The 23,993-nt window shown below is 44.0% G+C and carries 19 protein-coding genes and 2 pseudogenes; 3 read left to right on the top strand and 18 right to left on the bottom strand.

Going from position 1 to position 23,993, the window contains the following annotated elements:
* Nucleotides 1–281: 281 nt before the first annotated feature.
* Entirely contained in the window at nt 282–1,379 is a 1,098-nt protein-coding gene (locus J5O05_RS18415; RefSeq protein WP_244370162.1) for an IS91 family transposase, read from the bottom strand.
* Nucleotides 1,376–2,212 carry a tyrosine-type recombinase/integrase gene (locus J5O05_RS18410; RefSeq protein ID WP_208845080.1) on the bottom strand — a complete coding sequence of 279 codons (837 nt, stop codon included), beginning with the start codon at nt 2,210–2,212 and terminating at the stop codon, nt 1,376–1,378. Before J5O05_RS18410 ends, J5O05_RS18415 begins: the two co-directional genes overlap by 4 nt.
* A 506-nt stretch (nt 2,213–2,718) precedes the next feature.
* On the opposite strand from J5O05_RS18410, the gene J5O05_RS18405 reads away from it, so the two are divergent.
* A complete protein-coding gene (locus J5O05_RS18405; protein ID WP_208845079.1) occupies nt 2,719–3,567 on the top strand; it encodes an alpha/beta hydrolase in 849 nt (282 codons plus the stop codon).
* Nucleotides 3,568–3,595: 28 nt separating this feature from the next.
* On the opposite strand, the pseudogene J5O05_RS18400 reads toward J5O05_RS18405, so the two are convergent.
* The 6 genes and pseudogenes from J5O05_RS18400 to J5O05_RS18380 form a co-directional block, all read right to left on the bottom strand.
* Nucleotides 3,596–4,547: pseudogene (locus J5O05_RS18400) on the bottom strand (IS110 family RNA-guided transposase).
* 400 nt (nt 4,548–4,947) lie between these two features.
* Complete coding sequence (locus tag J5O05_RS22610) at nt 4,948–5,076, bottom strand: hypothetical protein (protein ID WP_280117713.1); 129 nt, start codon at nt 5,074–5,076, stop codon at nt 4,948–4,950.
* A 202-nt stretch (nt 5,077–5,278) separates the two neighbouring features.
* The gene (locus tag J5O05_RS18395) at nt 5,279–6,319 is read right to left on the bottom strand and encodes a DUF6765 family protein (RefSeq protein WP_208845078.1); all 1,041 of its coding nucleotides are present in this window, start codon (nt 6,317–6,319) and stop codon (nt 5,279–5,281) included.
* A gap of 114 nt (nt 6,320–6,433) precedes the next feature.
* Complete coding sequence (locus tag J5O05_RS18390; RefSeq protein WP_208845077.1) at nt 6,434–6,736, bottom strand: hypothetical protein; 303 nt, start codon at nt 6,734–6,736, stop codon at nt 6,434–6,436.
* Nucleotides 6,737–6,866: 130 nt separating this feature from the next.
* Nucleotides 6,867–8,252: a S41 family peptidase gene (locus J5O05_RS18385; RefSeq protein ID WP_208845076.1), complete on the bottom strand. Its 1,386-nt coding sequence runs from the start codon at nt 8,250–8,252 to the stop codon at nt 6,867–6,869.
* Nucleotides 8,253–8,351: 99 nt separating this feature from the next.
* Entirely contained in the window at nt 8,352–10,334 is a 1,983-nt protein-coding gene (locus J5O05_RS18380; protein WP_208845075.1) for a RecQ family ATP-dependent DNA helicase, read from the bottom strand.
* 89 nt (nt 10,335–10,423) lie between these two features.
* Between J5O05_RS18380 and J5O05_RS18375 the strand changes: the two are divergent.
* Nucleotides 10,424–11,930, top strand: a pseudogene (locus tag J5O05_RS18375) (phospholipase effector Tle1 domain-containing protein).
* Nucleotides 11,931–12,010: 80 nt separating this feature from the next.
* Here J5O05_RS18375 and J5O05_RS18370 read toward each other — a convergent pair.
* On the bottom strand, nt 12,011–12,574 hold the full coding sequence (locus tag J5O05_RS18370) for a helix-turn-helix domain-containing protein (protein ID WP_208845074.1): 564 nt from the start codon (nt 12,572–12,574) through the stop codon (nt 12,011–12,013).
* 240 nt (nt 12,575–12,814) lie between these two features.
* On the opposite strand from J5O05_RS18370, the gene J5O05_RS18365 reads away from it, so the two are divergent.
* Entirely contained in the window at nt 12,815–13,561 is a 747-nt protein-coding gene (locus J5O05_RS18365) for an SDR family NAD(P)-dependent oxidoreductase (RefSeq protein WP_208845073.1), read from the top strand.
* 137 nt (nt 13,562–13,698) lie between these two features.
* Here the strand turns inward: J5O05_RS18365 and J5O05_RS18360 are convergent, their stop codons facing one another.
* The 9 genes from J5O05_RS18360 to J5O05_RS18325 form a co-directional block, all read right to left on the bottom strand.
* Complete coding sequence (locus tag J5O05_RS18360; RefSeq protein WP_208845072.1) at nt 13,699–13,989, bottom strand: helix-hairpin-helix domain-containing protein; 291 nt, start codon at nt 13,987–13,989, stop codon at nt 13,699–13,701.
* A gap of 13 nt (nt 13,990–14,002) precedes the next feature.
* A complete protein-coding gene (locus tag J5O05_RS18355) occupies nt 14,003–14,632 on the bottom strand; it encodes a DUF6058 family natural product biosynthesis protein (RefSeq protein WP_208845071.1) in 630 nt (209 codons plus the stop codon).
* Between the two features lie 243 nt (nt 14,633–14,875).
* Nucleotides 14,876–15,109 (bottom strand): hypothetical protein, encoded by a 234-nt coding sequence (locus J5O05_RS18350; RefSeq protein ID WP_208845070.1) that lies wholly within the window; start codon nt 15,107–15,109, stop codon nt 14,876–14,878.
* Complete coding sequence (locus J5O05_RS18345; protein ID WP_208845069.1) at nt 15,093–15,656, bottom strand: substrate-binding periplasmic protein; 564 nt, start codon at nt 15,654–15,656, stop codon at nt 15,093–15,095. Before J5O05_RS18345 ends, J5O05_RS18350 begins: the two co-directional genes overlap by 17 nt.
* On the bottom strand, nt 15,657–16,436 hold the full coding sequence (locus J5O05_RS18340) for a substrate-binding periplasmic protein (protein WP_244370161.1): 780 nt from the start codon (nt 16,434–16,436) through the stop codon (nt 15,657–15,659).
* A gap of 218 nt (nt 16,437–16,654) precedes the next feature.
* Nucleotides 16,655–19,270, bottom strand: coding sequence for a glycosyl hydrolase family 18 protein (locus tag J5O05_RS18335; protein WP_208845068.1), 2,616 nt, complete (start codon nt 19,268–19,270; stop codon nt 16,655–16,657).
* 59 nt (nt 19,271–19,329) lie between these two features.
* Complete coding sequence (locus tag J5O05_RS22090) at nt 19,330–19,938, bottom strand: carbohydrate-binding protein (RefSeq protein ID WP_244370188.1); 609 nt, start codon at nt 19,936–19,938, stop codon at nt 19,330–19,332.
* A 37-nt stretch (nt 19,939–19,975) separates the two neighbouring features.
* Nucleotides 19,976–20,752: a lytic polysaccharide monooxygenase auxiliary activity family 9 protein gene (locus J5O05_RS22085; protein WP_244370160.1), complete on the bottom strand. Its 777-nt coding sequence runs from the start codon at nt 20,750–20,752 to the stop codon at nt 19,976–19,978.
* A 49-nt stretch (nt 20,753–20,801) separates the two neighbouring features.
* Nucleotides 20,802–23,939, bottom strand: coding sequence for a glycosyl hydrolase family 18 protein (locus J5O05_RS18325; protein ID WP_208845067.1), 3,138 nt, complete (start codon nt 23,937–23,939; stop codon nt 20,802–20,804).
* Nucleotides 23,940–23,993 lie beyond the last annotated feature (54 nt).

Below are 23,993 nucleotides of genomic sequence, written 5' to 3'. Positions count from 1 at the left end.
TGTCACATAATCCCTTGTTGAACTGAGGCGCTACCTGCACGTAGCTTGGTATCGTTTATGCTATGGGAATTTGCTTTTTTAAGCCTAAGGGGCAAGTGGGTGATTTGCTCAATCCTTTATCTTACTTTGCGCTTCCTAGCATCGCTCAGTCGTGTTTTTTATGTTTCTATTACAGCGAATTAAGGGGCTGTAAGCAATCTTTTTATAAACCGCGCAGCACATCCCATCCCAATCCGTTCAATTAGGGTAACTCATTGAATTTAGGCAGCTCGTTGACGCTGCTAACTCTGTCGGATATCCGCGGTTACGTCGTCTGGATTATGCCTTTTTGCGGTGACCACCGATTTTAAACTCAATCGCCCATGTCCGCAGACTTTACATGTCCAACACGGTAACGTCGGTGGTTGCAATTCTCTTTGGGGTGAGGATTGGGCTTCTTGTTCAATTGACCTTACTATGCGCTGTACTCGTTTATAGCTCGCGTTGGCTAAAAAGCCATAGTGCCGTATTCGCATCAAGCCTTTTGGCAATACATGCAATAAATACCGCCGAATAAACTCGTCTCGACTTAGCTGCATGACTTTTTGCTTATCCTCATCCTTATAATCTCGATAACTGAAGCTCACCCCTTGTTCATCCACCGCAACCAGTCGATGTTCCGACATCATCCCTTTTCGTGTATACCGCGCTAAATAGCTCACTAAGTAAGGACTGTACGTCAGGCACGCTTTGCTATAAACGCACCATTCTGTCGGCGTGCTAACGTGCACGACATCCTTATTTCTAGCGTACAATGCCGCAAGCATTTTGCCTCTAAATACACGCGAGAGTGCTTTGACCGGATATAAGTAGTTGTTGTCTATCGTGCACCAGCGTCCTTGTCGTATCGACCCCGCCGGAATTAGACAGTGTAAATGGATATGCTGACTCAGCGTTTGCCCCCATGTGTGTAACACACAGGTCATGCCCAATTGACCATGACCTTTCTTGGCGGCGAACTGGGTCAATGTCGCCCAAGCGGCTTGGAATAGGCTTTGGTACACCATGCTAGGCTGATGTTGAGCCAGTGGATTCAGTTCATGAGGCAGCGTAAACACCAAGTGGAAGTAACGACACGGTAATAACCTCGCTTGTTGCTTCGTTATCCATTGCTGTGTCGCATAGCCCTGACAACGTGGACAATGTCTATCTCGACAACTGCATCCAATACGTTCAACCTCGGCACAGTCGTCGCATTGCCACTCTTGATACCCCAGTTTACCTGTGCGACACGATTGAATATGCTGACATGCTCTTATTTGTTGGTAACTTATCGTATGGTGCTGTCGGTAGGATGCTAACCCCTCATGTAAAATATCGGCAATGTGGTACTCGCTCATGACGTAAACCAATTGGCGAGTAAATCCACACCACCATGCCCGAGTTCCGGCAGCCAATGCAGATAAGCCTCGGTGGTTTTTATGTTGTTATGCCCTAATTGATGTTGTAACTGGTGCAGTGGCATACCTGATTCAAGTTGGTGAGTCGCATAGGCATGACGCAGTGCATGAGGGTGGCAACGTGTCTCCAATCCTACCGCTTTAGCGTGTTTTAGTAAGGCTTTTCTGAAACAAGACACCGACATCGCTTGGTCACGCACCCAACGTGAGTAAAAAAGCCACGTACTTGGATGATACATCCGCCAATACTGTCGTAGCAGCTGCAACACACTTTCTGGCACCACGACATAACGCGATTTATCCCCTTTACCATGCTCAATTAAAATTGTGTGACGCTCACCACTGATGTCTTTCACTTTAATCCGCACGACCTCGCCCGCTCGCAATCCACAGCCGTAACACAATACAATCAGTGTTTTTAGTCGCATATCCTGGCAACTATCGACCAAATGCCGAACGTCCTCTCGAGATAAATAACTTGGCGCTTGCTGCTTAGCTTTAGGCAGCGCAATATCAAGGTTAAGTGGGCGCTTTAGAATGTGTTTGAACAAAAACCAAATGCTGTTTATCTGTAGCTTTTGGCTGGCGCGTGACAAGCGACGTATCGCTGATGTTCTAAAAAACGCATTGAGTTCTTCATCAGTGACTTGAGCCAATGGCTTATTGATATAACGACTCAGTTTTTGCACGTGTTCACAGTAGCTTTTTGCGGTGCTCTCTGAATACCCTAAATAACCGATTTCGACTCTTACTTGCTCTATCAATGGGTCCATGTTTACCTCCGGATAAGTTGGAATACCCAAAGATAAGTGTGGTGAAAATGGTGAGGTTGGCGATCTCCGCGTAGCGGCTTAGTTCAACAGCGTATTAGCGAGATTCTCGGTTAAGGAAGTTGTCCACACCCTTCTTTTATCCCACTATTAAATTTTTTCTTTAACAATAGCAATAAGTTACCAACAGTTTTTTCCTCAGGCAATCAAAAAAGTGTTCAGCAAAAACGAGACTTTACTTATTCGAGCCTTACCCGGCTCGCTATGTAATTTATTTTTTCTATGAATTTCACAGAGATATATTCTTTTACCACATAACCGAGCCATATTTATCCATTACATAGCGTGCCATTTCTTTTAAATTTTATAGTTTACCATTTATGGAAACAAATCAATGGCTCAGATCTTGGATTGCGTGCAGTCTTCACATTGTAGGGCTTGATACTATAGACTCGCGACGCAATCACTCGTAGATTAGCATGGTTAAATTTTTACAGTCGCAAGGTTAAATGTTTATTCAACGAATTCTTAGTCGCTTTTTTTTGGTTGCATCTCTATATGTTCTGGCGGTCTTGGTTGGTGTTCGGTTTTTCCTCGATGAATTGATTTTTGTCACTACACCAAACGTTGTAACCAATGAAAGTTCAAGCTTCAACGTTAAGGCTGGAGCAACTGAAGCAATCGTTCGAATTTACCACGCAAAAAATGATGACCGTTGCATCGTATTTTTCTCGGGACGTAATGGCGGGATCCCGAGATATGAGAAAGAAATATTCGAGCATTTACTTGCAGCAGGTATCAGTGTTTATGCTATCTCCTTCCCTGGTTATGACGGTGCAGTGGGACGAAGTACATTCTCTAGCGTTACCGAACTGGGTAATCACGCATTGGTGCAGATAAACAAAATTGGTGCATGTAGCATAGATAAATCAGTATTTGTAGGTCGTTCGCTTGGTGGGGCATTAGCGGTTGAGTTAGCGGTCAAAAACCCACCTGCAGGTATTTTAGTTGATTCAATCGCACCTTCGCTTGCGGTCGCTATTCGTGCAAAGTTAAAGCAAAATTGGTTCACTTTACCTGCTGCCTATTTACCACTAGACGTTTTCATGGCGTTTAATCCAAACGTTGAGACGGCTCTGTCTAAGCTAAATTCGAAAATCGTTATCCTTCAGGGTTCACAAGATCAAGTGGCATCATATGATGAAGTTGCGGGTGCCGTTAGTTCGTTTCCAAATGTTAAGATTATCGAAGTCAAAGGTGCTAACCATTCAAATGCCCACATTGTGGGCCAAAACCTATATTTAAAGGAGTTAGACCATCTTTTCGAAAATATAGTACCGCCAATGCCTGAAATCTAACAAGAGACTATGGCGTCAATAGTTAAATTTAGACTTTTGGCGCTTCCCAAATTACCCCGTCTCTTAGCATCGAATTTAAGATAACAATCATCTTCCTAACACAGGCAATGAGTGCTACTTTCTTCGGTTTTCCGGCGGCCACTAGTTTTTGATATTGGCCTTTAAAAACCGGGTTAGATTGTATTGCCGACATCATGGCCATGTATAAAACGGTCCTCACTTGATGACGCCCACCTTGTATTTTTCGCATCCCTTTAAAGCGACCACTTTCTCGGTTTATTGGTGCAACCCCCACTAATGCGGATGCTTGTTTATTGGTCATATAACCGAGTCTCAGGTAGGTTACTAATGATGGATGCAGCAGCTATTTTACCGATCCCTTTCATACTTTGAAGTAGATGATTTTTTGCTTGATATTCAGGGCATGACTCGATTAATTTGACGATTTTACTTTCTATTTTAGCTATCTGATTTTTAAATGCAGTCAGGATAGGTTTAATCGTTGTAGCGAGTTCTTTTGGCAAGATTTGGAGTCGATTTTTCTCCATAGTTTGCATAACGAGCAATTGATTTCTACGCGCGACTAAATCACTCATAAGCTGCATATTCTCAGGCTTGAGCTGAGAGAGTGCAGGTTTAATAGCCTCGCCATAATGGGCTATCAGCTTAGCATCGAGTTTATCGGTTTTTGCACGTTGACCAATCGCCCCGGCAAAGCGTTTTACGTGGACAGGATTGGCAATTACAAAAGGTAAACCAGCTTTAGCGCATGCCATAATGAATGACATTTCAAGGCGACCTGTTGCTTCAATAATAATGCGCTCAGGCTGGTGCTTTTTAATCTTGCTAATAGCTTCTTTAATCCCTTTGTCATCGTTAGAAACGGTGAAGTAGATATCCAGCGGACGGATGTAAATATCAAGTTTAAATTTACCGGTATCAACGCCAATGTTAATGCTTTGATTTGGTTTCGTGTTCATATAAGCTAACTCTTGCTTGCATAATGCGGAATCGAGGCCCAGTAGACTATTCGAGTGTGATGCTTGGAGTCTTTTACAGCGTTCTTTCTTGTTATCGGTCTCTCAATGGAGGAGCCATCACTCAATCGAACTACTGTAAAAGAAGGCTTTAGTTGCAGCTAAAGCTTGGGCCTCACCTTACCCTAAATCGGTATAAAAAGAGTAATTAAGATGGGTGTATTATCCATACAAGGTACTCAGGCGAACCTTCACCTACGTTTTAACTGGCTTGGTCCAGCATTATCCATAACCACGTATGGCACATTCGAAACTGTCAGATTTGATTTAACCGCTGTTTTCTAATCTGACAGTTAGGGTCAAGACGGATTAAACTAAATTCGCTTAAGCGTCATCGGTTTTTTTAATCATAGGTGTAACGACCAGTGCTCGAATACCCGGTTGCTAAACCAACAGGTGACCAACCAAACTCTTTGTTATTTTTCGCCCAATTGCTGCTCCACAGATAATGGAATGCAGAAGCTAGTTCCATTAAATGTAAATCCGAGTTCTGCTTGATCTTGAGCGTCCCTAAACGAGTTGAAGGTAGGTCGCCTACCACACCAAGTTGATTGCGCTTCGCTTTATCAAAGGCGCCTTGCTTGTTGTTCCAACGATTTGCTAGGCTAAATCCTGTACATAGGTCGAGTTGTTGCCATTGCTTTTCTTTAATCTCGACGGCTTCTAACTTTTTGCTATTGAGTCTCTACTGGTTTTGCAATCACCGCTTGTACATTTGTTGGAATGTTCATGTCTGTCGTTGACTTGCCTATCGCTTCCGACATTACTCGACGTAGCCAGAGCCAAGCTTCGTTGTACTGTTCTGGATTTGAACGCAATAAAAACGTTCCTGAACTCATCCACGCTGCAGGGTAAAAGAAACTGAGCCAAGAATAATCTGGATAATGTCCAACTTGTCCATGGCCTCTGCATGCTTGGCTCCCTGGTGCGTTAGGTGCTGCTGCACAATCCGTGTCACTCGCAAACACCCACAACGATCCCGTCCACGTACTTTGCTGCCAAATCTCCGGCGTCGAGTTTTTTGGACAATAGACATTGTTCAACGTGCCCGCGCCATTCAAGTCTTTGCTAGCAATACCGCTAAAATCTTGGTGTGCCCATGTATCAGCTAGCACATGCATGCGGATCCCTAAAAATATGTGGGCCAAACGCTCAATGTTCGCGGTTGTTAAACGACGAGGATTGCCGTTTTTATCGACGCCAAACTCTGTATTCAACGCCTTTTGCAAACCTTGCTGAGCTTCCTGTCCATTGGTGATTTTCGACAGTGCTATCAGTGATTTAAAGCGTTCTATCGTATCCAAAATCATGTCATGTGCGAATTTGCTGTAAGGCCGACACAGTAACGTTCCTTTGATACCGGAACGAGTCTCTCGTGCTTTGAAGCGTTTACGAAAATCCGCTTGCCATGCATATACATCGCGACCTTGCGCACTGTACTGTAAGTTGCCGGGTGGAAAGTGAAAGGCATTCCACAAGTCATCTTGATAATCAATTGCCATTTTGGCACCTATTGTCTGACAAGAGAGTTGTGGGACATCTATTGAGAGTAAATTATTACCTGATTGATCGACTATCGACCAATACGACCAGAAATCTGAATTGTAAAAATCAACGTACTCTGCCGCATTACCTATCAACTGTGCTTGCTCTGCACTAAACCCCGCGCTTTTTGCTGCACTCGCAGTACCGTAGAAATGAAAGTCAGTATCCATTAAAAATCTCCATTGGTTAAATAACGGCTGCCAACATCTGGGCAGTTCATCCAATGTAGAAATATTAAAAAAGCGAAACTCAGGGATTCTGATTAAAAATTGACGTTATCTTCGTTACAACAAGCCGTTAAATTGCATCTTTGGTAAAGTACATAGCAAATGCACGAAGCCACTCCCTTTTGCGTTAGATACACCGAGCCGTTTTACTGACCACTCATCGAACAAATCAGGGGTCAGTTGAAGCTCTTTTGGCCAAAGTGAGTTTTGCATTTGGTCATTGAATTTCAGCGTCCTAACTCGCCAGCCCAGTGAATATTGCTCTTTGTTCACTTGTCCTTCGCGTAATTTGGTTGGCGTTTTGAGCGCCAAGCGTGCTTTTTCAGACAGATAACCCATGCCATACGTCGCTTGTGCCATTTTGACTAATTCCGAGGATGTACTGATGAAACCGCCACCACCAAACAAAAAGCTTCTGCCTCGTTTTGATCGTTGATTGTATGACTAGGCAGACACGTTGAAAATCCGCCTAGTTCCTTGTGGGATTTTGCTAAAGATCCGTCACTGACTTATTTGCAAGGTCTGCAATGACTTGAGAAGTCGCCAGAGGATTATCGGTAAGTACGACATCAGGTTTGATTTGTTCATGAGCGCTGCCACCCACGGGCCTTTCAAGATAGAATCGCGGGCTGACCGCAAGTAATCCTGAATTTGGCAATGTAAAAAACTGAATACCACCAGTTTGCCAAGCATATCCACCGGAAGGTTCTCCCACAATTTGGGCAAAGCCAAAGTCCTGCATTGTGTTGGTAAACAAAATGGCCGAAGAGTATGTAAGCGCACCAACTACAACAGATACTTTACCTTTAAATTTAAGCGGCTCATCAGCAACAACCGGTTCGTATTTATCGTAATTTTTGCTCAAGACATCACCTACTACTTCTCCTTCGTCTTGATACTTGGCTAAAATCTTTTTGGTATAACGACGTGTATGGCGATATGGTTTGTCAGCAAGGTAACGTAGTAGCCCTGTTTTCCATGTGTCGTCATCTCCTCCTGGATTTTGACGCACATCGATAATCAAATGCTCAATCTGTTTCTCTTTCAACGTTTGGAACACATTTTTGGTAAAGTCATAAAACGCTTTTTTGTCTTCCCACCAGAACTCGTTAATTGTCAGAAGCGCTTGCTTATTGTCGAGCAACGTAAATTGAAACGTATCTTCAAAACTTTTTGTACGCATTGCGCTGGGTAATTGAGCTGAACCCTCTAACGCCAATTTTACTTGCTGCTTGTTATGTTCCAGCTCAACATTAAATTGCGACGTCGGGTTGACAAATAACCAGTAAAAAAGTGCAAATTTATTACTCAATAGCGCTTCTTTGTGCCTTACGGTATCGCCGTAGGTACGTTCAATCAACGTTTGATAAATGCTTGAAACTGGCGAGCCATTTATGGATTTAAGCTCCGCATTTTGGTACTCACTGAATTCACCTCCAAGCTTTGAACGAACGTAGACTTTGCTGTCTTTAACCGTTACTTCAAATGGCAACAGGGCTTGGTGTTCATCAATAATACTCTTTGCTAGTTTCTTTTGACTGCGGACCATAATACTCATGTGACCATCGTGAAATTGTCCGTTATAGACCGCGAGTTTATTGATGAACGCTTTAGTCGTAAGTGGCGCCGTTAGGCTATCTCTGAGCGATTCAATTGACGCTTTAAGTTGAGTAGGATCGGTAACGCGGATACCTAAGTCAGGATGCGTGTTATCCATAAATGTTTGCCAAGCGTTGATGTCTTGCTGCATTTGCTCAACGGTGAGTATTTTTTCTAGCGCCCCGACCGCTGAAGTCTGGTTTGCTAATGAAGCAAAAGAAAGCAACGAAAAGCCAACCACTAGCCCTACTTTGATGTGTTGAAGATAAGCGCGCATTCGAATTCCTTTTTTAATTCTAATTATTATTTGGCTGTCACAAGCCGTTGTTATTGTTATGACGAAGGTATTCAACAAATGGTTTAAAGGAAAAAACTTTTAACTTTCTTCAATAATCCCGAAAATACCCAAGCGCTTTAAAGTAGCCTCTATATCAGCAAAGCGGTGTTTTTCACAGCTGCCAAATCCAGGCATTTGCCGCAATTTGAAACGAGACATCTTCGGTGTCAGTAAACCACTTAAAAAGCGGGTTCGAAGTCGTGGCGACGCCTTTTCCCCTGCTTGCGCGAGATGTTTATTCATTCTAAAAATCGTTTCCCTGAGCGCTTCGTCGCTAGGCCACTGAGCTTGTTCGTACTGCTCAAATATCGCCACTTTCCCCTGACACACACTGCAATGACCACAGTGATTTGGGCCTTGCGCATCAGAAAAATAGTCACATAAATTTCGTGACAAACAACGTGCCGATTGGAAAAAGCGCAGCATCGTGTGTATACGCTTAATTTCTGCTTTTTCTTTTTCTTGAAAGTAGTTTGTCAGTTCGCCTTGCAACGCTTGTTCTGCCAACGCTTGCTTATCAACCCGATAGACCTGCGTAAGTACTTTGCTTTCAAATTCGATAAGCCCTTTTTGTTGCAAATACTCCATAATCGTCAACAGCTTGGCGTTATCAATTTGTCCTTGATTAAAGAGCCCTTCAACATCAATGGTCGCCCAGCTCCGCTTCATCTCTGAAAATCGAAAAATAGTCTGAAGCGTCATTTGACGACTCTCGTCAAAGTGCGAGAAAAGCTGTTTTTCGGTGACTAAAAGCTTGAAACGCATTTGTGCATAAAACGCGTACTGAGCGGCTAACACACCTCGCAATTCGAGTTGTACCAACAAGGTTTTCAGTACCAGTTGCTTTATATCCGTTTCGGTTGAAACTCTTGAATCTACTACGTGCCATTGATTGTCGTTATCCACCTCGTTGGTAATGAGTGAAAGTAGATTTTCTATGGATTGCGCTTCTGGCGTATCGCCGTATATAAAGTTTTCAAGTGTATTCAGGCCGTCAAGAGACCCAAGTACAACACAAAAAGATTGTTCGCCATCTCGCCCTGCACGACCAATTTCTTGCGCATAGTTTTCTAGTGATTTAGGCAACTCATAATGAACAACAAAACGAATATTGGACTTATCTACCCCCATACCAAAGGCAATTGTCGCGACGACGACATCAATTTCGTCAGCCATAAACGCAGCTTGTACCGCCTGTCGAGTCGTGTCATCCATGCCTGCATGATAGGCTTTGGCTTTTAGTCCCGCCGCTTGCAGTTGCTTTGCAACGTCTTCTGCTTGCTGTTGCAAGCTGACATAGACTATCGAAGCGCCGGTTTTTTTGCTTAACGCTTTGACCAAATAGGGCATTTTCTCATCGGGCGATTTTGGCACAACACTCAAATGTAGGTTGGGTCGATAAAACCCTGTTTGAATGATGTTGTTTGGAGAAATAGCAAAACGCTGTGCCATATCCATTTGCACCTTTTTGGTCGCCGTCGCGGTTAGGAGCAACACTTGAGGGATTTGCAACTGTTGTTGGTAAAACGGCAATTTGATGTAGTCTGGTCTGAAATTATGGCCCCATTCAGAAATACAATGCGCTTCGTCGACCACTAACATTGAAATCGGAATATTGGCTATCCATTGTCTAAATCGCTCATTCTTCAACCGTTCAACCGACACCATCAATATTTTAAGTTCGCCCGATTGGATTTGCGCCATGATGTGTTGCTGCTCAGCTTTGCTTTGTGAGCTTTCAATGCTGGCTGCAGCTATCCCTTTAGATCGCAAAAACGCGACTTGATCTTGCATCAACGCGAGTAATGGAGAGACAACTAATGTTAGTTTGGGCAACAGCAAAGCGGGCAATTGATAGCACAACGATTTGCCTGAACCTGTAGGAAAAATGGCAATTGCACTTTGACCATTTAACAAATGCGTCATAGTTTCTCTTTGCCCACTTCTAAAACTGGAAAATCCAAAATGTTGGCGTAAGCTTGTATCCAGTCGGGCATCGATGTGTTCATCAAAACGTTCCATCGATTTGTCTCACTAAATTCTATTCACTGACGCAAAAGTATCACAATTTCTCGCTAGAGTGAGAAAAACCAGAGTAGGATCGAAATACCATGGCGCCAAGGTTACTGATTTTCAACTTCGATGGGACGGGGAATGAGCCGCGAGACACCGAACAATTTGCTTCGGAACATTTTAAAGAAGACTCCGCTATTTCCAACATCCTCAAACTTCACCTTCTTTTCGGTGGAAAACTCCACCCTCAAGCTCCCAGTTATTTTACCGACCAACTCAGTTTCTATTATGCCGGAATCGGCTCTCAAGGCAGTGCCGTTAAGCGTGTTCTCAATCAGATCCTTGCCCCTCGCAATATTGAAGTTGCTGCGATATTAAATGAGGCACTTAGAGACTTTAAACAACATCACCAACCGAGTGATGTGATTGTTTTGACTGGCTTTAGCCGTGGTGCTGCTCTAGCTCGACGTTTTGCAACGTGTTTAGAACAATTTATAGAAGACCACGTTTACTTGTGCGTGTTTGATACTGTTGCTTCGTTAGGTTTATCAAAAATTGCCAAAGCGACCTGTGGTGCGGAACATGTAATTTTTAGTAGTTGTGACGTAGCACATAACGTTGAGCAAGCTTTGCACTGTGTTTCTCTTGACGATAAGCGCCGGGCATTTGAACCTACGCTGTTCAATGCCGCAGACAACGTAAAAGAAATATGGTTTGCGGGCGCTCATTCTGACGTCGGCGGCGGTTTTTACCGTGATGGTCTTTCCGATGTATGCTTGCGCTACGCTATCGAATGGTTAATTGATCTACCAATCGGCATTCGGCTGCTGACGTCTAAACAGATAGACTATTCTGCGTTGTTGCCACTTGATGGTGGATTACTCATCGATGAAGACGACTTAGCCATTCACCCTAATCCACTTGCGATTAGCCACCAGCAAGACTACCTCTGGTTTGCGACCAATCTTCGACCCATTGACCGTCAATGTGTTGTGATGGAAAACGATACGGTGAGTGAACACTTACCACTCATCCACCACTCCGTTGCAAGTAGGATATTTAACCTTGCTTCGTATCGCCCCGAGTCACTTAAGGGGTTAAACTATCGATTAGAATACCCCAATGGTGAAACGCTAACATTCCGGGGGTTGTCCGCTCACATTGAACTTACCCAACAGAATTTAACCGTGCTTCAACCCGGACAAACTGCAATGTGTGCCGTTTATGCCTGCGAGTCTCTTTAATTCAACAGGCATTTTACTGCAAAAAGGGGCAACGTATCGTTTTTCACCGGTGCAAGACAGCTATTGGTTTGATAATGGTACGCGTGTTAATGCATGTGGCTGGCAACGAGAGCATATTACGATTGCACAAAAATCGATGCCAATTAGCATGATGGAACCGTTCCGACGATTGCCAAATGCAAATTGGTTTTCGCTCATCGGGTCCATTAACAAAAACGACGCCCATGCTTTTGCGATTAACGAAGGCGCCGATGTGAAGATTTTGGAAAGCGGAGAATTTACGCCATTTGCCAACGATATCCAACGTTACTATGGCGCAAATGCGGGTAAGATCCGAGTCAACGTGACACGACTAGGGTAGCCCTGCGGTTACTCAAGTTTTAACATGAAAAGCCACAAAGTAGATGTTCTATTTTTTGTGGCTTTTTTGTGCTCAGGCAGCTAGTAGGCGATAAAAAACAACCCCTTAGCCAATTTATGAGTGGGACTTTCAAATCGATGAGGCACTGAGGCGTTAAACGTAGTGAGCGTTTGCGGGGCAATCAGAATACTTTTATCCGCGATGTGAACCGTTAACGATCCTTCTTCCAACCAAACGTGTTTAACTGAACCCACATAGTTCGCCGAAAACATCGTTTTTCCAGGTTCTTTGAAATAAAACCGGTACACCTCAGTTGCGAAATGGCGCTGCTCATTTGCCAGTAAATGGCAAACAAACACACTGTCTTTTTTACTGACGATATTACTCTCATCTGCTGAATTTGTACGTACGTTGAACGCTTGCTCAGGTGGCTGAACAAAATCGCCCAATGCAATATCCATCGCATGAGCTAGTTTGGCAAGAACGGCTAATGTAGGACTCGTTTTACTCGACTCAATTTGTGCAATCATCGATTTACTTACACCTGACCGCTCTGCAAGTGATTGTAAACTTTCTCCTTTTGCACTACGAAAGCTGCGAATAAAGCTACCTAAATATTCGAAGTTCAAGTCGTTATTACTCATTATTAGCTAATCCTTGATTGTTTATTCTTTTCATCCGCTATAATGGATTATTTCCCAGATATTGTAGACAGTTTCAACGTTGAATGCGACTCTTTATTTCATGTACTAGGGCTGTTGGACTGACATTTTCTTATCAGTTCGCCAATTGTTAACCAAACTACATGCCACATGGTGTGGCCTAATCTTGGTAAACATGCCCTCAGTGTGACAACCAAAAATCATGAAAAAGGAATCAATGACATGAATACATTGTCTAAGCATATAGCAATTACTGGCGGAAATTCGGGTATTGGGTACGCCATCGCTAAGTTGTATCTCCAACAAGGACACCGCGTGTCCGTACTTAGCCGTCGTTTTGATGAACCTAATACATTGCAAAATGACTATCCTGACCAGTATCTATGTGTTGAAGGAGATGTGTCGAAGGTGGCTGACATTGAGCGTTTCTATAGTCACTGCGCATCAAAACAAGGAAAACTAGATTTTGTCGTTGCTAATGCAGGTATCGCAGTTCCGGAAGCCATATTAGACGTGACGGAAGAAAGCTTTCAAACGACTTTTGATATCAATGTCAAAGGTGTGTTTTTCACTGTCCAAAAAGCCCTTCCTCACTTAAACCGAAATGCTTCCGTCGTTCTAATTTCTTCGATCCAAGCCATTCGAGGTGCTGGCGTTTGGGCAGCTTACGGTGCGACAAAAGCCGCCGTGCGTTCACTGACTCGTTCTTTTGCGGCTGATTTAGGTAAACAAAGTATCCGAGTGAACTGCGTATCGCCTGGCGTGACGGAAACGCCTATTTTGAACAAATTTGGATTTGATGATTCAACATTAACGGACATTTTGGGTCAGGTTAAAGCCGCGACGCCACTCGAACGCATTGGTACACCAGAAGAAATTGCAAAAACAGTCGCGTTCATCAATTCTGATGATGCCGCGTTTATTACTGGCGCGGACATTCATGTAGATGGTGGACTCGCTCAAATATAAGCTTTGAGCCTCACCAAAAGGACATCAGACGTTAGAGTCTAAACACGTCTCAAAAGATGCACTCGTTTCCATGTGCATCTTTTAAGCAGTTTATGTTTCATTTCAAAACCCATTGAATTCGCTTGCAAGTGGGGTCGTTAGTTTTTAGTCAAATGTTGCTTACGAATGTCAGTAAATGCCCACCAAGGTTTTGCCTCCTCACCAGACATAAAACGCGTTATAGACATGAATACATCGATTACGCACGGATCATGACGAATATTGGTTATTTCACAAAGTCGTTCATACATTTCAAACGGGCATTGGCCAATGAGTTGACTCGGTTTATCAATACCAAGAAGCAATAAATCCTCAGCACTTGCTTTTCCAATGTTGGGCAGATCCGTTAACTTGACCACTTTCTCTCTTATCACTTTACTTGGGTTCATCAATAAACACTCATTAAACCAAATATTTTGCTCTTACCCCATCGATGAGTCTATTACGAGAACTTCTTTCTCGCTCATGTGGCGCAAATTGCGCACTCACCGAATCCAAGAGGTCAACTGCCTGTTTGAGTTTTTGCTTATCTAAGTCACTTGTCACAGGGCCGAGTGTTAATGCATTGATGATTAGAATCGCTAACTCTTTCGCGGCAATGTCTTCTGGCAATCCCGACTGAGTACAAAGTCCATAAGTGCCGTTTAGAAAGTGCTGCCATTCCTGCTCAATATGTGAATCGAGCAATTCATTTACGTTCGGATGCGTACTTTCAAATCCCAATTTGTTCAAATTCTCTAATGTGTGTCGGTATCGGACTGCAAAACCTCGATAGACCGATTTTTTATCACTCGCGGCATGCACGTGTTGAAGCCACTCAACGTACCCTTTTGCAAAATATTCAATTGTACCGTGTTCTTGATGCTCACCAAAAAAAGAATGACAATCTAGATTAAGATTCAACTTGTAAGAACACTTTGGGACGAGTCCGAACGCCTGATAGTTTCTAAGTTCTTCATCAGAAACTTGAGCCGCGCTGAGTAACTGGGTTTTACTTAAAAAATGTGTACAGAGATATTCCATTAATTCCATGTAGGCCGTATTCCTTGGATAATTTAACCAGTTAGATACGAGTTTAAGATCCAAATGGATTTACAACCTAGTGAATCTAAAAATCGTGTTTAATTTTATAATGTTAAACCTTACATGATTTCTGCTGGGGCGCAAAGCGCTTACTAAAATAGCGAATGGTTTGAACCTTATTAAAGGAAAAGAACAGATTGTTATAGTGTCTAATTTCACTATGTTGGCGACGTGAATGGCACTTGTGTGATGCTAATGATCTCGAAAAGGTTGGCTGTAGGCCTGAATTAAGTCATTAATCATACCTTTATTGCGGGCAATCGCTTCGTTTAAATTCAAGATATCTTCAGCAGTAAAAACATCATTGCGGAGGAGGTAGTGAACATTATTGTCATGCACAGGATAAGGTAACATGACGCCATCTTCAATTTGGTATTTCTTGAGCAACGCCCCACCTGAAATTTCATCTTCAATAAAGTAATCCACTCTTCCCATTGCAAGCAATCGAGACTCGTCTTGTGGCATTCGCGACTTCAACAATTTGCTTTTGATTTTCTGAGATCGCTTTTAGATGTTCAAATTCTTCACCATAGTATGAGCCGGTACTCACTGCAATACTTTCACCTCTGTCAAAAACTTGTGCGAGCGTTGTCGGTAAATTGTCCTTAATTTTTCCAAACAACCGCATCCTCTCTTGACGATACGGGGCTGAAAAATGACCTAGTTTCGCTCTTTCTTTGGTGAAACTTGCCATCAACACGAAATCTATATTCCCTTTTTGCAACTCCGTGAAACTGCGTGACGAAGATGGTAAGCGAACAAAATTAATACAAATGCCTATGTCCGAAAAGACCTGCTTTGCAATTTCAATTTCAAGTCCGGTGGTATGCGGTCCTTTGAAAATGACAAGCGGTGGCCAGTCAGAAGCTAAGCCGAGTTTGACCGTTCTAATGCACGGATTCTTCGCATAGATTGGGGCAATAAAAAAAAGACATAAGATACTAATTAGCAGAGAAAATTTGCGCTTTATCAATCACAACTCCTCTAATGGGTTGGAGCTCTCAACCGTTGTCGAAATGTATTTTGCTTCCAACGTTTTGAAGTAAGGCCGTTGTCTCTCAATTGCTTCATTGATGGCATCGACCTGTTCTTTTGAGAATGAACGCCGTCCAAGCATAAAATGAATCGCGTTATCATTGACGATGTAACTGTGAAGCTTTATTTGGTTGTAGCCCTTTTGCTTGGCAAAATATAGACCAGATATTTCATCTTCTATCAGGTAATTTACTCGCCCAAGAACGACCATTTGCATTCTTCTATCCAAACTCGCGACTTCGAACAGACGTTTCCGATACCAATCAATTCTTAATATTTCGGCCAGTTCTTCACCATAATAGGCACCAGGATTAGCGGTGAAAATATTGTCCCCTGCGAATAACTCACTTAAGTTCTTGGCAGACTCATCAGGGTTGACAGAAAACAGCCTCATCCGCTCTCGTCGGTATGGTATTGAGAAATAGGCAATTTCTGCCCGTTCAGTATTAAAACTAGCCGAAGGTAGTACATCGACCAGCCCTTTTTCCAATTCATTTAAACCTCGAGCTGACGAAGGAAGTTTAATAAATTCGTAGCAAAGTCCAGCACTTCTCAGAATCGCTTCTGTCACTTCAATATCTAAACCATAAGGTATGTCATTAAGGTACATAACATAAGGAGGCCAATTAGTGCCAATACCCACTTTATAGATACGACCACAATCAGCTTGAGCACTCATACTGACAAAAAACAAAATAAAATAAATTAGATACCGCACGCTGATCCTAAATTGTCAGTAACTTCACGCTAAAGTATGGTTGAGAAAACCAAAATTTAAAGCAACGCCTCTAGCAATATAACAATCTTGGCCCTTCGTCAATAATTGGAAAGCAAACTGTGAACTATTTGTATACTTGAGAATCTGTTTTGCGCATTTGAATGCAAGAAAGCACCACGTAGTAGGACGTGGTGCTTTTGATTATGAAGGGAAATTAATTATTTTGCCCAAACAGATGCAACACCAGGTTCTTCACCTTTTGTCCACCATTGTGCAGTATACACTTCGCCATTGTGTGTGACTTTATCGCCAGCAACATAGACAAGGTCAGCTCGCCAATCGCGTACTTGACCATCTGATGGGATCACTTCTTCCCATGGACCACCTTGGTCTGGACGATCGCCTTGAGTCCACCATTTAGCCTTATACTCAACACCATTGTATTTAACCACATCACCTGTGTTGTAAACCGCGGTTGCGCTCCATGTTGTATCGCCACCTGACACAACGTTTTTCACTGTTACGTCAAAGCTGCGCGTGGTGGTTGCTTTACCGTCAGATACTGCCACTGAAACGGTGTACGTGGTATCAGCTGAAACATCCGAAGCGGTGAGAGAAATAGAAGCACCAGAACCTGTAACTGTCAGGCCTGATGGTACATTCCATGTGTACGTTAGCGCATCATTATCTGCATCTGACGCCACTACGTTCACTGTAACGGACTTACCTTCGTCAACAGACACGTTGGCAATTGCATCAACGACTGGCGCATTGTTTTGCTGTGTCCCATCTCCTTTTACCATAACGGTAACTTGCTTAGATACAGATGCTTTTCCATCTGACACAGTGACTGTAAGCGTGTAATTAGAGTCAACAGAGACAGAAGGAGCAGTAACGCTGACCGTTGCAGTATTGCCACCAGAAAGCACAAGCGCACTATCCGCAGACCATGAATAAGTAAGCGGATCATTGTCTTTATCCGTTGCGCTAGCCTGAACATTCACACTACCAGCAGAATCAACGGATACACTAGCAGGAACTGTAACCACAGGTTTGTTGTTTGAGTTTACTGGACCACCTAAACCTTCATGCATTGCGTTTAAGATATCGCCGTTATCCGCATCGATTTCCCACGCAAATAGGCCACCTAAACCCAGACTGCGCGCATATTGACCTTTCGCCTTCGCTGAGCGAGGACTATCGTAGGAAATAAGCTTGCCTGTAGAACGGTTCCAGACATACGCGCCTTCTGCCATTTCATCATAGCCAACTTCAAAACCATTAATGCCAGTGCCGGATGCACCAATCATATATGACTTGATACCTTTATAATCAATAACACCTGCTTCCCAAACACCTTGTGCAGTTGTACCGGTGAGTTTGCCATTACCCGGTGCAGTCATCGGGTTGTCCGGATCCGTCGCGTTAGCAGGGTAAACGCCTTCCCAACCACGACCGTACATTGCCGTACCAAGAACAATCTTCTTCGGATCAACACCCTGTTTCAGCATCAATTGCATTGCATTGTCGGCAGTGTAAGCCGGCCCCTTACGTGGTTCACCTTTGTCATCTAGGCCTGTGCCATTACACTCACCAACTGACATATGCGAACCGCAATAAATTGCTGTTTGGTGACCCGTTACATTGTTCCAACCACCATAAAAGTCATAGGTCATCGCAAAAATGTGGTCCATATGTTGCGACGCTTGTAAATAGTCGACGTCTTCAATCTTGTCGTAACCCACACCAATTGCTGAGGTAAGCTGATATTTTTTGCCTACTTCACCTTCCAATTCATTTAACATTGCACGCAATTCTTGCATCAAGGCGACATAAGCTGGGCCATCGTTAACCGGATCACCGAGGTTACCATTAGGACCACCACCACCAGGGAATTCCCAGTCAATGTCGACACCGTCATAGAACTTCCACGTTTTTAGGAATTGTTTTACAGAAGCAACAAAGACATCGCGGTTTTTCTTTTCTGTAAAACCGTGGAATGGATCAGACAATGTCCAGCCACCTACCGACGGTAGAATTTTAAGGTCTGGATAGCGTTGTTTAAGTGCCATTAACTGTGAGTAAGTACCACGGATTGGATCGTTTGCATCCACGCCTGGCATTGATTTTTGAATTGCCGCCCACGGGTCATGAATCGCAACTTCATAATCTGCAGAGTCCGCACAGGCCTTTTGCAGTGCACGCCAGCTATTGCCGTTTTCAATTTCTTTCAATGATTCATTTGGACCACAAATAGGAATAAATCCGTACAAAATGTGTGTGAGGTTTTGCGCAGGGACTTTAGTCACATCAAAATTGCGACCATAGATGCCCCACTCAACAAAATATGCGCCTACAACCGTATCTGCAGACGTACCATAGTTTCCATTGTTCGGATCGACGTTCATTGGAAGTGGCGCGAGGTGTCCACCATCCGTATCCGCAATGACGATATCTTTGGCAGCACTGCGCGCACATCCTGTGTCATCGCAGAGCTCCAAAAACAGTTGATGACGGCCTGACTTTTGATAAGGGAAAGTAATCGTTCCACTTTTTGTGCCAGCCGCTAAGCTACCTTCATTTACTAGTGTGTCATCAAAATAGACTTTGTAAGCGTTACCGCCTGTACCACTCCAAGCATTCCACTTAATTGAAATATCGACAGTATCTTTTGCTTTCACCAGCTGTTTGTATGAACCTTGTCCATCCAAATTGACCTCAACAAACGAATACAATTGAGGTTGCCAATCGATACTTGGCGCAGCTGGTGCTGCGGAAGCGGTTGTGCTCATCAGTGCGAGACCGACTGCACAGCTTAACATTTTTAATTTCATGGTTTAGACCTTCTACATGTTGTAACCAAACCCTATGGGTGGTTGTTTTTTAATAATATTTATATTGCTTTCCAAACTTGGGCTTTGTCAGGTTGTTCACCCTGTGTCCACCATTTGGCTTCATATCGCTTACCGTTGTACATTACCTGGTCGCCGCCCCAATACACTTTGGTTGCAGACCAGATTGGTAAAGATTGGTCCGTATTGGTAATGGTCACCGCAATGTCTTTTGAGGTTTCCAATTCACCATCCGACACCGTCACTCGAATCGTACTTTGTGTATCTTTATCCACGCTGGCGGCATTGACTGTGACCGTTGCGCCGACGCCCGTTACGGATAACGGTGCTGAGGTTTCATAGCGATAGGTTAATTCCGATTGCTCATCATCAAAGGCATGAACATGCAAAGACACGGAGCCATTTTCATCTACCAAAATAGGGTCTGGTTGATGCACGACTGGGGGCGTATTTGGCGTAGGGACCTGAATTGTAAGATTATAGGTATGCTCTGCATCCGTGACGTAAACTTCATTACTCAGTAATTGGGCTGGGTCAAACTCAATGTCTCCATTTGCGTTTTTAATTCCCACCTTAACCCATTGGCTAAAATTGAGATTTAGCATTTCGGCGAGTGTCGTCGCCCAACGTTGCACGTTGTCGTTGTTGATATTCAGGGATTGACTAACTATTTCTTGTCCTGAACCATCAAATACACGAGCTCCATACTTTATCGTCTATTTTTGGCTGTTGAGAAGCAGTCACAAAATAACCCGCTTTATGCCACGTCGGTGCTGTAGCATCTTGTACTATATGAACATCACTACAGTTGTAGAATCCTTCACCAACAACATCAATCCGCTGCCAACGCGTGTACAAAATCGCATCCCCTTGACGGTCTTTCGGAATGTCTATTGTCATGTTGTAGTAACGTTTTCCGCTTGGATCTTTAACGAACTCAAGATTGCCGAACTCAGAAATGAGATCGAGATCTTGCCAACGGAGTTCGTCTGTAGCTGGATTAAACGAAGGCTTAGTGAGGTAAATCTTCCAGAAACTTGGATTGTGAGGTGTGGTTGCATTCCATTTAATCGTCACTTGCCCTTTTTCATTAGGTGTTACGACCGTTTTTTGCCACTCTGTAGAGGGTAAGTTGATCCCTCTTTTTTGCTTATCTCCCGCACTACACAACTGCCCACCTGGTATGTTCGCTTCTACCGCTGCTTGATTGCGATAGTCTGCAGTATTCACTGAAAACTCGTGTTCCTGAGTAAATTGAACGTAACCGGACTCCAGAAATGCTGCGCGACACGCTAAGTTAGGTATATTCGAACCATCTTCTGGCCACCAATAACCACCTTGAGCCTCGCAAATCGATTGTCTAGCTTTTGGAAAATCGAGATAGCCATGTGCCGCAACATTCACACTTGCAACCGTCGCACACAAACCTAACATCGAGAAAGAAACCTTTACATGTTGTTTCATAGCAATCTCCTAAAAGGGAGGTTGCCCTCCCTATTGGGTATGTTTCTGATTAAATACTACAAACTTTGGTATATGCGTCGTTGCCTTCTGGTGCTGCACTCGTCCACCATTTGGCTTTGTAGACTGCGTTACCTTGAATGATTAGATCCCCAGCCGCTGCATGCGTACCTTGTGGTAGTGTTGGATATACAACGATGTCGCTGATAGGCTTACCTTCACACGTCGTTACTGGGTCACCACCTGGCCCTCCGTTGCCTGGAGCTGCATCAGGTAGTTGCGGGTACTCAAACTTAAATGCGTAACGTTTACCGTCTTTCTCCGCAACAAAGTTACTTGGGCCTGTAATTGGCATGTAGTACATCACCTGCGCATTTACGGTTTCACCCGGTGCAAACGATTTAGGTGATCCACCCCACTCGTTTTTCAGTTCGATTGAGAATCGGTGGAACTCATTTTCGAATCCACCAATGTTGTTACCAGCGGCGTTCGACCCGTTCACTTCGACTTTCATGCCCAATTTTTCTTGCGCATTCCAATTCGATTTGAAAATTGCCGATGTCGACACGGGCACATCAAATGAGATTTTTGCGCCAGATAAATCAACGTCAGAGTTATTGGTGAAAGCGAATGTTGGAGAAATTGGGTAGTTTTTATCGCCAACCGGGAAGTCTTTTGCTTCAAAGGTGACATTCACTGCCTCTGCTGGCACTTGGAAACTCACGTTGCCGATATTCACGTCGTACGCTTTACCACTTTGATTGAACTTGCTGTGTGCCAGTGACGTTAAAGTCGGTTCCATAAAGTACTCGCCTTTCGCCGCGTCATAATCAAAGTCGCCAGCGAGTTCCCAGAACATGATACCGCCCAGACCATTGTTGATAACGTAATCAACTTTACTTGCCATGGACTGCTCGTCTTCAGTTGAGATAAAGACTTTTTTCTCGTCGTTCCAAAGCCAAGGTGCAACAGCTACGCTGTCATAGTTGCGCACATACGTCCCTGTCAACTTGTCTGTAGGATCCGTGTCCGGTGTCAGACCATAATCAGACAGGTAACTTGGCGTTACGCCTTTTTCTAAGTTCTTCGCATGCCACAGCGGGTTTGAACCTGCTGGTACTTCAAGACCTACATCGTTCTTATCGTGCCAAAGATTGTCGATGCCAACCGCACCAAAACCACACTTGTTTTTCTCGCCTTTACCTGTACCTGGAGGACAATTTGCCTGATCTGGGAAAGCAGCTTGACCCCAAAGACCATTCGTACCACCTTGAACACCTTGGAAGCCACGAGTGTAGTAAGGGATACCAATGTTAATTCTGCCTGCTGCAACCGCACCTCGGAAATAACGCACTGCCCAATCAGTATTTAAGTAACCTATACCTTCAAATTCAGCCGTGCCATACACGTTCCACTGTTTCAATTCAGAATCTTGGCCGGTATCAAAAAGCGCCGCATTGTGGCCGACGTGAGAATTCCAAGCGCCGTGCAAGTCATAAGACATGATGTTGATGTAATCTAGGTATTTAGTTACTTGGAACGTTTCCATACCACGAAGCAAATATCCCGATGAAGGTGATGCGATAGTGAGCATGTAGTGCTTACCATCTGCCGCGCTGGCTTTATCAAGCTCTTCACGTAAACGCTTCATCATCACTTGGTATGACGCATTGAGTCCCGCACGACGCGCGTTGGAAATAGGGAAATCATCCGGATGACCAGAATCCGCCATTGATGATGGATATTCATAGTCGATATCCACACCGTCAAATCCATACTTACGGATAAACGCGACAGCACTCGTAGCAAACGCATTAATGCCCGCCTGATTGACAGAGCCATCCGCATTGGTTGTCATTGTGTAGAAACCACCACTGTTCACACGTGAGCCGTCAGAACCAAAGTAGCCACCTGTTTCAGCCCAACCACCGACAGACACCAATGTTTTCACATCTGGGTATTGTTTTTTGTATTTATTCAATAAGTTGAAGTGACCCTTGTACGGCAATGTCGGGTCAAGTTCAGCACCCGCTACACCTGGCCATTCCATGTTTGTTGCTGGATTACCAACCGCATTTGGATCACCGATAGAAACGTGGTTATTTGCGTCAACATGTGCGAAGGCATAGTTGATGTGAGTAATTTTGTCCCACGGAATGTCGTTAACTAGATAGCTTGGCTGGCCATTCGCACCATTACGCCAGCTAGTGAAGTAACCTATCACGCGACGCGGATGATCAAGGCCCATTTTCTCGCGACCTTGCTCATCGTAAACGGTGCAGTAAGGCACCGTCACACCTGGCGTTTGATAGAGCCCTGCAGGGCGGCAGTTTACGTCCGCTGGAGGCTCCGAGTTGTCTACAACAGTGAACGTTCTAGTTTCAGTCGTTACTGCACCTTTATCATCCGTCGCCGCCAACGTAAAAGTAACTGCTCCGAGCGCTACCGCTTCCCAAGTATAAGATAGGTCTGCCCCTGTGGAACTGGCAACCACAGCGTTATTCACTTTAAACTCGAGGTTTGTCACCTGCCCATCCGCATCTGACGCAGTTAACGTAAACTGCAGCTTGCTACCAATAATTAATTTTTCTGGAAGGTTTGCAATCGCCATTTTCGCGGTAGGTGCTTGATTCACCGGATCTACAATTTTTGTAACTGAAACCGTATGCGCAGCGGTTGAAGTTGCACCACCTTGATTATCGGTTGCTACTGCAGTCAACGCATGCGTGCCCGTTACTGCGTTCCATGCAACCGAATAGACACTCTCGGCACCTACTGTGACCGTTTTGAATAAGCTTCCATCAACAAAGAAATCCACTTTGTCGATAGAACCGTCGGAATCTGTTGCATTCACGCTAATGATAACGCTGTCATTTTCTTGAAAAGAACTATTGTTCGCAGGTTTAAACTCAGCGACAACGGGCAACTCATTATTGACAACGCTGTCACAATTACCCAAATTTTTCCATTCTTGCCATGGGCCAGAGTGCGTTGCCGGATCAGCCTGTGTCCACCAATTTGCTTCATAGGCGATATTACTTTTTTGCGCTTTATTACCCGCAACGTACGCCTTGCCTTCTTGCCAATTTTCTAATCCTGAGCAGTCGAATGCCGCAGCATTAGCGGCATACAGCCCCATCGTTATTGCACTCAGTCCAAGTATGGACTTGAGAGATTTTTGTGTTTGCATAGATTCTCCAACCTGTTTTTAGTAACTTAAACTTCACACTTTAAACAAAAGTAA

The organism is Pseudoalteromonas xiamenensis, from assembly GCF_017638925.1.
GTDB classification, from domain to species: Bacteria; Pseudomonadota; Gammaproteobacteria; order Enterobacterales; family Alteromonadaceae; genus Pseudoalteromonas; species Pseudoalteromonas xiamenensis.
Note: the sequence above shows the minus strand (reverse complement) of the source record. Positions and strands in the feature narration are given on the sequence as shown.

Excerpts from the sequence above, each read along its gene's own strand:
- J5O05_RS18360 (WP_208845072.1), bottom strand. The coding sequence starts at position 13,989 with ATGAACCCAAGTAAAGTGATAAGAGAGAAAGTGGTCAAGTTAACGGAT.
- J5O05_RS18405 (WP_208845079.1), top strand. The coding sequence starts at position 2,719 with ATGTTTATTCAACGAATTCTTAGTCGCTTTTTTTTGGTTGCATCTCTA.
- J5O05_RS18410 (WP_208845080.1), bottom strand. The coding sequence starts at position 2,212 with ATGGACCCATTGATAGAGCAAGTAAGAGTCGAAATCGGTTATTTAGGG.
- J5O05_RS18365 (WP_208845073.1), top strand. The coding sequence starts at position 12,815 with ATGAATACATTGTCTAAGCATATAGCAATTACTGGCGGAAATTCGGGT.
- J5O05_RS18385 (WP_208845076.1), bottom strand. The coding sequence starts at position 8,252 with ATGCGCGCTTATCTTCAACACATCAAAGTAGGGCTAGTGGTTGGCTTT.
- J5O05_RS18370 (WP_208845074.1), bottom strand. The coding sequence starts at position 12,574 with ATGAGTAATAACGACTTGAACTTCGAATATTTAGGTAGCTTTATTCGC.
- J5O05_RS18335 (WP_208845068.1), bottom strand. The coding sequence starts at position 19,270 with ATGAAATTAAAAATGTTAAGCTGTGCAGTCGGTCTCGCACTGATGAGC.
- J5O05_RS18355 (WP_208845071.1), bottom strand. The coding sequence starts at position 14,632 with ATGGAATTAATGGAATATCTCTGTACACATTTTTTAAGTAAAACCCAG.
- J5O05_RS18415 (WP_244370162.1), bottom strand. The coding sequence starts at position 1,379 with ATGAGCGAGTACCACATTGCCGATATTTTACATGAGGGGTTAGCATCC.
- J5O05_RS18380 (WP_208845075.1), bottom strand. The coding sequence starts at position 10,334 with ATGGAACGTTTTGATGAACACATCGATGCCCGACTGGATACAAGCTTA.
- J5O05_RS18395 (WP_208845078.1), bottom strand. The coding sequence starts at position 6,319 with ATGGATACTGACTTTCATTTCTACGGTACTGCGAGTGCAGCAAAAAGC.
- J5O05_RS22610 (WP_280117713.1), bottom strand. The coding sequence starts at position 5,076 with ATGGAACTAGCTTCTGCATTCCATTATCTGTGGAGCAGCAATTGGGCG.
- J5O05_RS18325 (WP_208845067.1), bottom strand. The coding sequence starts at position 23,939 with ATGCAAACACAAAAATCTCTCAAGTCCATACTTGGACTGAGTGCAATA.
- J5O05_RS22085 (WP_244370160.1), bottom strand. The coding sequence starts at position 20,752 with ATGAAACAACATGTAAAGGTTTCTTTCTCGATGTTAGGTTTGTGTGCG.
- J5O05_RS18390 (WP_208845077.1), bottom strand. The coding sequence starts at position 6,736 with ATGGCACAAGCGACGTATGGCATGGGTTATCTGTCTGAAAAAGCACGC.